Origin of the sequence: Bartonella sp. TT67HLJMS, assembly GCF_042193375.1 — a bacterium.
In the GTDB taxonomy this organism is placed as follows: domain Bacteria; phylum Pseudomonadota; class Alphaproteobacteria; order Rhizobiales; family Rhizobiaceae; genus Bartonella; species Bartonella grahamii.
In genome coordinates, this window is sequence record NZ_JBHILP010000002.1 from 168,062 (window position 1) to 180,712 (window position 12,651).

Sequence of the window (12,651 nt, forward strand, 5' to 3'; positions counted from 1 at the left end):
TTGCTTTTTCCGACATAATTTTACAGATGTAGAAGCAATCTTATTATGATGCGCACATCCAGCGATTATTTTACCCTCTGCATTAGAGCCAAAAACATGAATAACACGCGGCGGCTTCGATAAGAAGGCTAGCCGCTTAATCAATCTACACAAAAATACATGTGCAGGCGAATGCCCTCCATAATATGCAATATTTCAAGCCCGTTCATAGGGGTGCCCCTTTTAAAAATTGTGCTTGTAGCGTATCACAATAATAATCCCAAAATACACATTTAGCCCTTGTCTGAAATAGCTCAATTTTGGATTGATGAGAACGAAAACACGCTGCGATAATCACGTTGTTCAGCCCTAATGACCGGCAAAAGGGAGCCAATATTCCTGTACCACCAACGACTAACTAACGGTATTTCTTATCATTTTTGATCATATCCTCCACCCTTATTATTTTAAAATTTATACATTTCATCAACAAGATGTGCGCAGCGAGCCCGTACATCTTCGCTGTTCAGTCTCCATGTACGGCCTGCATTCTCAGACGCAAAATCACCTTTAGCCAAAGCAACTTGATATCGCAGAGCTTGTCCATAAAGCGTATGCACAACTGGTATCAAATATTCACATGACAGTAGCGCATTTTTTGCTGTACTGCCATGAGAGAAAAGACCAACAGCTTTATCCAAAAAAGCATTACAATCTAAATTATCAAAAGCGTTCTTCAAAATCTCTGAATAAGACCTGTGATAAACAGGATTTGCAAGAATAACACCGTTAGCGGCTGCGATTGTTTTAACAAATGCATGCACTTCAGCACCGCTGATTGTAATGTAATGACTTATAAAAACAATAACTTTTTTAAATGACTCTTCAACCGCGTATAAATATAAGCATGCTTTTTCTAGTCCTTTTTTACGGTATTAAACTGTTCTAATCTACCGAACTTACTCTTAAATTGAAGCCGAATGATTTTAATAAATCCATATTATTTTAAAAATTCAATAAAGACTATTGAGGCTACAATCAAAGGCACTTCTTTTCAAGATTAAGCAAGTTTTGTAACCTATATTGTTATCTCCATAGAAGTAAAACGTCCTCTATGGATGGTGAGTTAGCTATGCCTTCACAGCTAGTGCTTTACAAGCGCTTTTGTAACACTCACTTCGCCCCAAACATAGGATTGCGTTTTATTAAATACCCCACGCGCATATAATTAAAGATAGAAACGATTAAGCTTGCGCCAATCATGCCAAGCCAATAGCCAATAAAGCCATATTCAAAAAAATGCGCCATGAGCGTCCCCCCAAATAAGCCTATCCCCCAATAGCTTATTGCTACAACAATTGTTGACCAAAACGTATCAAGCAAGCCCACAAGTATGCCATTGAGCATAGCTCCTAAAGTGCCAAAAGCAAAAGACAATAAGATGAGCGGAAGCAACTCCCAAGAGGAAACAACAACGCTGTCTGAAGAAATATCAAAGATGGTTGTAAGGATAAATTCATAAGAGAGATAAACAACTCCTGATAAAAACAAGACATAAGCTACAGCAAAAACTGTGACACTCATACGTAACTGTTTTAGAGCCATATTATTCCCATCTGCTCTATTCCACGCTGCTATTGTTGCGGCTGCGCTGGAAATCCCCAAAGCCACCACAGAAATAAGCATATCGAGACGCATCCCAATCGTATGCGCGGCTAAAGCTTGGACCCCATAAGCCGTAATCATAAATGCAATGACAGAAGGAAAGCCCTCCGCAATAAGAATACGTATACCAATGGGGAGCCCTACTCGCAGCAATTTTATTATTCGTGAAATTTCTAACTTTGGTCTCAAATAATTCAAGTGAAAGGAATGAAAAGCAGAATTGCGAGCCAGAATTATTGCCGCTGCAATAACAATTAAAATACGGATCAAACTGCTCGCAATTCCTGCACCAAAGACACCTAATCCGCTTGCAGGACCTATACCAAAAATAAGCGGCCAAGAGAGAAGAAAATTCACCAGGATAGCGGCAAGCATAACCCATGTTAAGGGCTTTGGATTACCAATTGCTGATAGTAATCCGCGGCTATTCACATAAAGATAAAAAAACACCACCCCTATAGCAGCACCACTATTATATTCCTGCGCTATATTGGCAATAGCCCTATCTTGGCCGAGAAGACACAAAATATTCCTCGTGTTGAGTAAAATGATCGCACTCATCATTCCAATCAAAAGGGAAAGCCATATTCCTTGATCAAACCATGCCTTCAATGCATATCTATCTTGTCTGCGAAAGCTTTCTGCAAGTTTTGGTGCAACCGCGGTAATAATACCTAGCCCCAACAACATAACAAAACTAAACATACTCAGAGCCAACATTGTACCACTCAAGGCTTGAATGCCTAAATGTGCCACAAGCGCTGCATCTGTGAAGGAAATCATCATCTGAGAGATAAACCCAACAGCCAGTGGTATGCCAAGAGATAGCAATTGCTTCATCACAACAAACATTGTGAAATCCCCTTCCATATTGAAGGGTGTATTAAGCTCGGATCTTTTAAACAAAACGCATTGATTTTTTCCGTAAAGTCTTTCCGTCGCAAATCTTGTGTAAAGGATGCATAATGAGAACTCATTAAACTAAGAGGAGATGCCCAGTTCTTAAAGGAGAAGCGCAATGCGCCTTTATTCGTTTTTTGGACTTCATACCATGCATTTTTTTGTACAACATTATGCCCCCAAGCAGCTACAGTTGTTGATACAATATTCTTAGCAAGCGTTTGTTCGTCTTGCACATCCATTTTCAGTATTTTCAATAAAATCTTTTGGTACTGCAAGAGATACATCGTTCGAACCTTCTCTTTAAAAACACACCGTAATTACAAGCGGCTTCAAAAAACAGCCTTACTAATATAATATTAGCTAGAAGGTTACATGTATATCGCAATAATAATGCACTCATTCCCGCAAGAGTGCTCCACATATTATGGCGTAGACTGTACAAACTCTGCCGCTCTTGCATACTCAGGCGTAAAGCCACTTAGTCGTATGGCAGCCGCAGTTTCAACGTAAAATAGCGAACGCTTCTGTATCATAATACTTGACAGAAGCATTAACAGCTAAGGATATAGGAACTAATTTATATTTTTTCGAAACGTTATATATAAATTTAATGTGCTGCCCCAGAACACACCATCGGTAACCCCACTTAAAAGACCAAAAAGAAGGTTAAAATCAAAGGCATATTTCAAATCAGGTTCAATCTTGAGAAAAGCAATCAATATGAATTTGATGACAAAAGCGATAAGAATAAATGTCAGCGTCAACGGCGTACCAGGCCGAATAATTAAATCCGTTCCCTCTTTGATTTTTAAACGCGGAGTGGCACGCCAGAGCAACCAGCCAACGCCAACGCCGATCATCAGCCCCGCCAACATTGAGACTGCTCCCCAGCGCGGGAACGCCAGCTCTTTAATCACATCGCTTGCGCCCAAAAAAAGAAAGATTATCGGCAATAGAAAAAGGCGGTAAACCTTCATTTCTCTATCTTTCAATGCGATTATTCCCCTCGCGATGAGAAAAATAAGTAAAATCCAGGCCCATGAAGGGGTTCCAGTCAGAATGTTAAACAATGACATATTATGCTCCATGATGTTTGACGCGATAAAAATATTGTATGATGTTAGGAAGATATTTAGAAAAAAGAATACCGACCCAAATTAAACCCATAGTGACCAACCAAAGCTGGGGGGAGCATGTAAAAAAAGCCCCTAGAAGACCATTGGCAAAAAAGATGATGACCCAAATCCATGTAATATATTTATTGATGAGATAAAAGAGGATATGTTTGCGTTTTTCTTCAGAAACACCAGCAGGAGCATAAAAAATGGTAAAGGGTTTCTTTACCAGCAAGCTCATCAATGAAACCAGAGCAAGTGACAGATAGCAAAAAACTGTGGGGTAGTTCAGTAAAAGTGTAGACCATCCAGCGAAATAATTAACAAACAGGACAATAAATGTCAGAATGTTCGTAATCATCACGGGTTCTCCCTGTCGGATAAATTTAATATTCAGAGCAATAATTAATAATAAAAGCACAGTCAAGATGAGAGAGCGTTCGACCAGAGTTAAAACGCTTCCATTGATAACCCAGGAGTAAATACTCCACGGAATAAAAGAGATTATTATGTTAAACATGACGCATCCTCCTTTTTATATTTGATAGAAAACTTACCGCAAGTGCTTCGTTTTTTAGTTTCCGTATGAATATAAAAAACGCCACCCGGTTCACACTTTGTATCCTATTTAATGGTCAACTGATAGGTATCTTCCGAATAAACTGCTTCAATGAACTTTACTTTTTTCAGCGCAACAGATGCGATATTTTTCGCCCTACCCTGCGTGGTCAAAGCCAGAACCATCTCAATCAATAGTGAACCAGGACATACGGCGCGGGAGGGGAAATGTTCCTCAAAAAGCGGGTGATGCGCATTAAAGGAAAAAGTACAAGAATCTCCGGTTACGGAGGAAATCTTACATAAATCGCCTAGTAATGGAAGAGCGGCTTTCTCAGAACACGAGCTAGGGAAGCAGACCTTACTGACCATGATGATTGCCTGCGCAATAACGGCCCTGCCATTGCCGTATGGGCTGACCTTACAGTGAATACGGTAGGCCTCATTAATGCGTTCAATATGTCCTTCAACGCGTAACCGATCGCTATCAAAATGGGTGGTAGAGAAAAACTGTTCAACTATAACAGGGAGATAGCGATAAGTGAGATCCGAGTTTTTAGCCACCACGGTGGCGAATCGAACTGAAAACTGATGCAAAGCTTCGAGTAACAAACCCTGTTTCAAATAGTTATGGGCTAAATTCCAGTGAGAAATATCGATTTTCCCGCAAGCACGCATCGGTGCAGTTAAAATGATATTCTGACATATACCCAAGAAATTTGGCTTGGTGCGATGCTTTATAGCCATAATTGGGGGACCTTTTTATATTTTTTTCTTAAATCCTTTGATGATAAACCGAAGGAATGAGCACTAAACCGCGCTTGATAGTGCGCGAGAAGTATCGGCATACGACAAACGAAAAAAGCCAACAATCCCAAGCTCAGGAGAAGCCCGATGTTTGCTCATGATGCTTGCAATTAGAAAATCGACATTGGGTTGCAGTCCTGTATTGTCCAAAATAGATCGCGCAAGCGAACTGAAGGGGCGCATAGGCGCCTGAAAGCGCGAAAAAAAGAAATCAACCCGGACATCCCGTTGCATAATCGGATGACCAAACCCTAGCCAGGATTTGTTTTTGCAATAATGCGTTACCACCGCCTCAAGATTCCAAGATTCCCAGCTTCAATCTCATGGAGGACACTAGAAAGTCGCATGATAGCATATTTTCAGGCTCCCATATGCGCGGGGACAGTGGCACACCCTCCCCCCAATTAGTGCAGAAATGACGTCGCTATTGGTACTGGACGCGTTACGTCGGTGCTAACCTTCTCTATTTTTTGCAGAACAGAAAGCGCGTATCAGGCTCTCTAGCCATACTTAGAGTACGCAAAGTTATTCATCACTCTACAACACTTTAAGCGCGCAATTTTATGTTTTGTATTAAAGGATTTTTGCTTTCAAAATATACGAACAATATCACACAAAGTAGAATAAACAAGCTGCCCCCAACATTAAACCAAACCTTCTCTGTAACCATCACTGTTGCACCGAAACAGTTAACAATAGCGTGGACAAAAAAAGGCGCACACGCATAAAATTTAGAGCGCGTAACAACACCACGATACACCAAGCATGTATTGAAAATATGCATAAGTATGACGCTCATTAAAGCACACAAAAAAATACTCGCTTGCGTCCAGGAATAAAAAATTACATACTCATTGGCTAATAACCTAGATCGAATAGGCCAGCCATTATAAACAAGGAAAGGCCCTAGCGCCTTATAAACTAATTCGCATAAACCCCAGCCTATGCCAATATTCAGCGGCAAACGCCACAACAAACTAGGCGAGCACCGATAAAACTTAGTAACTAACCAACGACGCATAGCTTCTTCTGCTACAACAAAAAAAACCGAAAATGTTAAAAATAAAAAAACAAGCGCCAGCCCCTGCTCTGCACGACTCTTGGTTTCAACAATACTCATCATATAAAGCGTTTTTATTACAGATTGCTCCCAAAAAGCAATAAACCCGCCAGCAATGCAGCTAGCAACAAACCATCCCACAGCACCAGCGACAACCAATTTGAACTTCAGAAAATGATGAAACACACATAGAAGAAAAACAACGCCAAGCACTTGCAGTAAACGTAAGGCATCAAGTTTATGTTCTGTTTCCGAGTAACGCCATACTAACAGAACAATCACCCCAAAAACTATGCCGCTCAACAGCACATTTATCCAACTAAATGTAGAGCGAAAAAAATTATAAATGACAGCGCCATAAATAAGGCCCGCGAGAAGCGAAGTAATAAATAAAACCAACATTATTATGCCCCCTCATTTACTACAGCGTAACTGCTATTTTTCTTCATGGATAATCTGTCTTGCACAAAATCATAAATTTGCCGCATAAGAGCAAACATAAGAATAGTAGCGATTGTATAATGCCCAATTGCAAGAAGTTCTGGCTCAGCGGCCCGCCATGAAAAGCGCGCCCAAGCCGCCAAGCATTGTAAAAGCAGGATAAGAACAAAAAAACGCCATTTCTTGTCAAGGAAAACCACAAGCATTAAAAAAGTTGATAAAAGATTCAGACCTATAATAAACGTATAATATATTACCGTCTCAAGTAAAAAAAGTAAGGCGTCCCTATCAAGACTAAAAGCCCCTTTTAGGATTTTCACAGTTTCTGGTAGAGATGTAAGCAGTGCAAGCCCTATAGCAGCCCCCCAAATCCCCATTCCCACGCCCAGTGCTGCCTCTACACCATTGCCATTATCTTCTGCCACCCAATGAGAGAGCAAAAAAAACTGCATAATCGCCATGCCTATAGGGAATAGACCAACAGCAAAAACAATATTAGGCGTACTATAAGCAGAAAAATCAAAAATCAAACTGCCTATCATACGCATAAAGCCGTATAGAAAAAAAATCAAAAGCACATAACAACCAGCGCTTGCCCCAATAATCGCCTTCGTGCCTTTAAACGTTTTAACCAAAGAGAGTAACCAGCGGTACCCCAATATAAGCGAAAGCGCCAAAACATAATAAGGAAAATAACTCGTAGCGCCATAAACATAAAGAAAAACAAGACACAAAACAACGAGCAAGAAAACCAAATGTTCAACCAATGTTTTTTTCTTCATCAAAGGAAAAATAGTCAGCACCAGACAAAAAACGGCGCCGATAACAGATAATGTCAATTTGTCAAGCATTATTGCAAGCCTCAAAAATAGAATTTATTAATATTGCATAGCCTGAAGAAATGTCAAACATAAACAAAAGACCAACCGCAAAATGAATTACAAAAGGCAGATAGGAATAAACCTTGCGCTTATCTTGGAAACCAAGATACATAAAACGCGTATTTACAACATGCATCAATACAATCATGCCCGCGGCAATAAGATAGCTGATCGCTTGTGGACAAGATTCAAATGCGACATAGCCCATCATTTGTGGCGCCCTATCAACACGGTAATTCAAGTAAAGAAAAAGAGCTGGGAGGGTCTTATAGCATAAGTCTAGAACACCCCAGCCCAGCCCGAAATAAAGGACCTCACGCGCAGCTAATTCTGGCTTATATACGCGAAGCAACCACAAACGCAAAAGCTTCGCAGTTAAAACTGATATCAAAAGGATAAAAAAGGGATAGTGTGCAGCAACCAAACTCATGTAATGCACCACCTCTGCTGCTGGCTATTATTAGCAGCAGACAAAGCAGGCAATGGCAACAAAGAGCTCAAATATACAAAACCTGCCCCAATACACAAGGCAGCAACTGCACCACAGAATCCAAGAACTAAATATTTATATAAGTAGTGCTCGTACAGAATTAAAAGCATGCCAAGATAACATACCAAAAGCAAAGATAAGTCTGTAAGCCCACTTTCACTATGTGGATAAGCGAAGATGATAGCGCATGAAAGGCCAGCTAGCCCCCCCAAAATGACGCGCTCGCCCAACAAGCCATTGTTTTTAAGGAGACGAGGGCTGGAACTTATCCCAAAACTAAGCAGCATTCCAAAAATTAAGTTAGACATATAATTTCCTTAAAGCGCCTTGCCCTCCCAAGCATACCAAGATATTATTGCGGGAGAAAAACTCCCTGCTAAGAGGCTGATAGTGTACCCCTTAGCAAAGCCTTTACCTTGTTAAAAAAGCCAGGTCAAACAACAATTTCACCACTTAGAGCGAGCACAATCCCAACCAGCTTTAGCAATACCCGCGGCTGCGCCACGGGACCCCGCCTACTATTGCTCCAGAAACTGCCCCTCCTGGGTTGGCTGCTCTAGGCTTTAGGATAACCCAAAGAACTATAGCCTCCTGTCTTCTCACTCAGTTTTCTTTTTAAACGGGTTAATCACGCTAAGCTTCACATTCTTTGATTTAATGTAACGCGCGTACACATAAACAACAAACATCAAACAAATCCAATTTCTAACCATTCTATAGTCATCATCTGTATGAACAAACGCTACATAATAAGAAACAAAGAGGCTAAAAAACAGCTCTGCAAAAACATCAAGGACCAACCAATAATATTTCTTTGTAGTAACAAAGAGAACCATCAAAAATGTCAAAAAAACTTGGCCCGTTAGAATAGCGAAACCAAACACCGCATAATCAAACATTTTTTTCACTGCCTCCCTGTTTGCAAAACCTATCTGTTGATAGATTTCTCGAAGGTCTGATAAAAGCAGTGATGACACAAAAAAGACGCCTATGGCAAACCCACAGCCAATGCAAATGCTTAAATCTAGCACTGACATAGATTTTTCCTTCAAAGCTTTAGCAATTAGGACATAGCGAGCCCCCCCTATCATCAACGGAATAATGAAAAGCAGATAAATATAGCTCCAAAGCTGCAGATCAAAAAAATCTAACAGAACGTCATCACTCACAACAATAAAACCAGCTGCGATGAAAAAAATGGGGCAACTTGCGATAATGGCCAAACTAAAGCATTTTATATTGTTTACTATATTGGGTATAAATTCAATGCAAAAAGAAAGAAAGAACATAATTATAGCAACATGAGAAGATGTTATCGGCACACCGACTATATACTCAAAATACTCAAAGGCATAAATGAGAGGAGGAATAACCAATGCCGCCACTATGAATGCAACTATGTTCTCCCTGCCTAACATGCTTTTTCCATTAATAGCAATAGTTTTGAGGAATAGATACAACATGCCAAACCACAGACAAAAATAAACGAGCACTATACTAAACTCGCCCATAGCTCCTCCTGTGCAATATTCCAAACATAAAGGTGGCACCTTTTACAGTACCACCGTTCTAGGCTTTAGGATAACCCAAAGAACTACATCAAAAGTGCATCAACATCCCACCACCTGAATTAGCAATAGATTGACCCAACAACTGTGTTCCACACTGGACAGCAGCCACACCATAACCACCATAACCGCCTATGGTGTCTCCGAATTCATTGCCTACAACTTGCCCAAAGCTTGCTCCGGCCATGGCAAGTAGTAGGATTACGCGATGCCGCTGCTCCTACGAAAAGACCACTCACAAAGCCAACCTTACCACCATACTTGCTACCAAACGCAGTACCAGAGTTATATTTGCTACTAAAATTATCGGCACTGCAATAATCGTGCGAACGACTTGAACTTCCCATTTATTTCTCCAATTTAGTGTATAAATAAATCCCGCAAGATTACTTATGTCCCCGCGCCAGAATGGCTTACCCATAATCAACCACCGAAACACCCCTGGAGATATGAATGCACTTTCATGCAAGTTCACATTTATAATATATAGTTGACAAAATCAAAGTCATTGTGTCAAAAATATGGCATATTTTAGTAAATTTATGCTTACTTACTTATTTTATGTGTTTAAACTTAATGGTTTATATTATGAGCAATAATAATGAAAGTCGAATAAGATTCTCTTGGTTTACAAAATATACTAAAAGTATATAAATATACTGATAGAGATATTTATTGTTGCAATTGCAATCAGAATCATAGATTTAGTTAACCCGTTTATATTTCAAGCGATTATTGATCGTATCATTCCGTTTGGGGCAAAATTTGAGGAAAATCATCCGCGCAAGGTCTCTGCTCCGTGACGGCTCACACGCAAAAAAGCCCGCCAAGCACAGCTTTTAACCGCCTCACAAAACGCCAAAAATTAAGAATTAGAAAAGTTGTAACAAGACAAATGGTACGGTTGGTGGGATTTGAACCTACGACCTCTGGTGCCACAAACCAGCGCTCTAACCAACTGAGCTACAACCGCATAAAAAGCAAATGTATCATAACTGTTCACGATTGCGTAAACATTTATTCTTATGCTTATGTGACATAAGGAAAATCAACAAAGTTTGCAAGCCCCTTTAAAAAAATCTCGCAATTTTTTGTGAAGAAAAAAGCGTTTTTTACAAAGGAAATTTTGCCCAATGCTCAAGACTATGATCACGATAGTCTTTTATGTTATCAACACCGTCTTGTTGCATCATCTGCAAAATCTCTTGCAGAATAGTTATGACAAGATTTGGACCTTCATAAACCATCCCACTATATAATTGAATTAAATCTGCACCAGCTTTTACTTTTTCCAAAGCGGTCTGTGCATCCTTTACACCGCCAACACCAATAATTGCAATGTCCTTCCCTAATTTTTTACGCATTTTTGCAAGCACAATAGTAGAACGCTCAAAAAGTGGACGTCCAGAAAGCCCACCCTCTTCATTACTGAGGTGACTATTGCTAAGACCTTGGCGCGCAAGAGTTGTATTAGAAACAATCAGTCCATTAAAATCAGAAAGTTTTATTTCTTCAGCAACATCATCTAATTCTTTCTCTGATAAATCTGGAGCAATTTTTAAAAAAATAGGAATGGAGAATCCATGCTTATTCTCTTTCTCCTTTCGCGCTTTCGAAACTGCACTCAACAAAAGATGCAAACTGTCACGGGCCTGTAAATCACGTAAACCTGGTGTATTAGGAGAAGAAATATTAACCGTAAAATAATCAGCAACATCATAAAAATGAGCAATACCAACAGTATAATCATCAATCTTATCGACCGTATCCTTATTGGCTCCAATGTTGACTCCTACAACACCAGTTTTTTTACGCGCACGCAATCTGTTGTAAACAACTTGATGTCCATCATTATTAAAGCCCATTCTATTAATAATCGCTTCATCTTCTTTTAAACGAAAAAGCCGTGGTTTAGGATTTCCAATCTGAGGCTTTGGTGTCACTGTCCCAATTTCAGTAAAACCAAATCCTAAACGAAAAATACCATCTACAACCTCTGCATTTTTATCAAATCCCGCTGCGAGACCAATAAAATTTTCAAACTCAAGACCAGAAACAGTTACACACAAACGTTTATCGATAACCTTTTGACAGCCATTTAATCCACTTTTCAGCCCGAGAATCGCTAAACTGTGTGCTTGCTCTGGATCCAACATAAATAAGGCAGAACGGCCAATACAACGAAACAAACTCATCAATCCTTCTCCACAACATAAAAATAATCCATCGCACCTCACCTATATCTTTTAACACAAAAGATCACCAATCAAAGAGAGCATATTATCCAAATAATATTCCCCTTCTAGAAGAAAATTCATTACACAATAGCCATACATGTTTATTTGATGTATACTGTGTAAAAAATTTTTATTCTTAAAAAACGTTTCTCTTTTTCGACATTTTTTAAAGATTAAAATGTGAATTCTAATCTTATAGAATGCAGCATGAATTGAAACATCAATGGCTCTTCACCATAACCATGGTTTTGTGACATCTCATGCAGGAAAGCTCATAATTCTCTTAAAAATGCACGAAAATGCACGCAAATTATCCCTATTCCCAAAGTTCCTTTGTGTAATATTGTTTCCAATAGAAACAGAGCTTGCTCTATAAAGCTATTTTTTTCCTAGCATTTATAGAATACATGGTTCATAAAATTATCTAAATTCATACTATTGTTGCGCTATTTATTAGCAACAGGGTATTCAATCATTTGTACTCTATTGATAAAATTTTGAAGAAACTGCATTGTTTTTTTTTGCCATTTCTGATGCACTAAATACAATTTAGCATCTATAAGTGCTCTGTCTAACATATAGTTTAAGTAATGACAGTTGATCATTGAACTCCCACCTATCATACCAACAATTTCCAAACCAAAATGATCTTGCAAACCCTAGAGCTCTGCTATTTATAAACTAATACAATCTTCCAGTAGATGAAATGTGTTTCTTCCATCAGAATTATCGCCATTTTAGCTCATGCACCCCAGTAAAAATAGCTTTTAGATAAGCCATAATGCCCTCCTAATTGCCATTATCGCTTACTAAATTAAGAGGAATTAAATTATAAGTTTTCTCCTGCCTCATCTATCTATTTCTTCCATCAATACTGAAATATATTTTTTATTTTACCAATATATGTACTTCATTACTGCTCATTTTGTGGTATTCTGTAAAAATAT

15 protein-coding genes and 1 tRNA gene are annotated in these 12,651 nt (G+C 39.1%); all 16 read right to left on the bottom strand.

All coding sequences use genetic code 11. The annotated features are described in order from the left end of the window. Positions 1–446 precede the first annotated feature (446 nt). The 16 genes from ACFIJQ_RS01940 to ACFIJQ_RS02015 all read right to left on the bottom strand — a co-directional run bounded on the left by ACFIJQ_RS01940 (position 447) and on the right by ACFIJQ_RS02015 (position 11,662). Positions 447–803: an NADPH-dependent FMN reductase gene (locus tag ACFIJQ_RS01940; protein WP_375628262.1), complete on the bottom strand. Its 357-nt coding sequence runs from the start codon at positions 801–803 to the stop codon at positions 447–449. Between the two features lie 349 nt (positions 804–1,152). Next, positions 1,153–2,496, bottom strand: a complete 1,344-nt coding sequence (locus ACFIJQ_RS01945; protein WP_375628264.1) for an MATE family efflux transporter — start codon at positions 2,494–2,496, stop codon at positions 1,153–1,155. Then, positions 2,484–2,801, bottom strand: coding sequence for a hypothetical protein (locus ACFIJQ_RS01950; protein WP_375628266.1), 318 nt, complete (start codon positions 2,799–2,801; stop codon positions 2,484–2,486). The genes ACFIJQ_RS01945 and ACFIJQ_RS01950 overlap by 13 nt, the downstream gene beginning before the upstream one ends. Positions 2,802–3,119: 318 nt before the next feature. After that, entirely contained in the window at positions 3,120–3,623 is a 504-nt protein-coding gene (locus ACFIJQ_RS01955) for a DUF6622 family protein (protein WP_375628268.1), read from the bottom strand. A gap of 1 nt (position 3,624) precedes the next feature. Beyond that, a complete protein-coding gene (locus ACFIJQ_RS01960) occupies positions 3,625–4,182 on the bottom strand; it encodes a hypothetical protein (RefSeq protein WP_375628270.1) in 558 nt (185 codons plus the stop codon). A gap of 104 nt (positions 4,183–4,286) precedes the next feature. Further along, entirely contained in the window at positions 4,287–4,967 is a 681-nt protein-coding gene (locus ACFIJQ_RS01965; RefSeq protein ID WP_375628272.1) for a beta-hydroxyacyl-ACP dehydratase, read from the bottom strand. Between the two features lie 63 nt (positions 4,968–5,030). Then, positions 5,031–5,261 carry a hypothetical protein gene (locus ACFIJQ_RS01970; protein ID WP_375628274.1) on the bottom strand — a complete coding sequence of 77 codons (231 nt, stop codon included), beginning with the start codon at positions 5,259–5,261 and terminating at the stop codon, positions 5,031–5,033. A gap of 313 nt (positions 5,262–5,574) precedes the next feature. Further along, positions 5,575–6,489: a hypothetical protein gene (locus ACFIJQ_RS01975; RefSeq protein WP_375628276.1), complete on the bottom strand. Its 915-nt coding sequence runs from the start codon at positions 6,487–6,489 to the stop codon at positions 5,575–5,577. Positions 6,490–6,491: 2 nt separating this feature from the next. Further along, positions 6,492–7,379 (bottom strand): hypothetical protein, encoded by an 888-nt coding sequence (locus tag ACFIJQ_RS01980; RefSeq protein ID WP_375628278.1) that lies wholly within the window; start codon positions 7,377–7,379, stop codon positions 6,492–6,494. Then, positions 7,372–7,839 (bottom strand): hypothetical protein, encoded by a 468-nt coding sequence (locus tag ACFIJQ_RS01985; protein ID WP_375628280.1) that lies wholly within the window; start codon positions 7,837–7,839, stop codon positions 7,372–7,374. Before ACFIJQ_RS01985 ends, ACFIJQ_RS01980 begins: the two co-directional genes overlap by 8 nt. Then, positions 7,836–8,207 carry a hypothetical protein gene (locus tag ACFIJQ_RS01990; protein ID WP_375628282.1) on the bottom strand — a complete coding sequence of 124 codons (372 nt, stop codon included), beginning with the start codon at positions 8,205–8,207 and terminating at the stop codon, positions 7,836–7,838. Before ACFIJQ_RS01990 ends, ACFIJQ_RS01985 begins: the two co-directional genes overlap by 4 nt. Positions 8,208–8,498: 291 nt before the next feature. Then, positions 8,499–9,410, bottom strand: a complete 912-nt coding sequence (locus ACFIJQ_RS01995; RefSeq protein WP_375628284.1) for a hypothetical protein — start codon at positions 9,408–9,410, stop codon at positions 8,499–8,501. Between the two features lie 88 nt (positions 9,411–9,498). Next, entirely contained in the window at positions 9,499–9,654 is a 156-nt protein-coding gene (locus tag ACFIJQ_RS02000; protein ID WP_375628286.1) for a hypothetical protein, read from the bottom strand. Beyond that, positions 9,617–9,814 carry a hypothetical protein gene (locus ACFIJQ_RS02005; protein WP_375628287.1) on the bottom strand — a complete coding sequence of 66 codons (198 nt, stop codon included), beginning with the start codon at positions 9,812–9,814 and terminating at the stop codon, positions 9,617–9,619. The genes ACFIJQ_RS02000 and ACFIJQ_RS02005 overlap by 38 nt, the downstream gene beginning before the upstream one ends. Positions 9,815–10,363: 549 nt before the next feature. After that, positions 10,364–10,440 (bottom strand) — tRNA-His (locus ACFIJQ_RS02010). A 139-nt stretch (positions 10,441–10,579) separates the two neighbouring features. Continuing rightward, the gene (locus tag ACFIJQ_RS02015; RefSeq protein WP_375628289.1) at positions 10,580–11,662 is read right to left on the bottom strand and encodes a quinone-dependent dihydroorotate dehydrogenase; all 1,083 of its coding nucleotides are present in this window, start codon (positions 11,660–11,662) and stop codon (positions 10,580–10,582) included. Between the last annotated feature and the right edge of the window lie 989 nt (positions 11,663–12,651).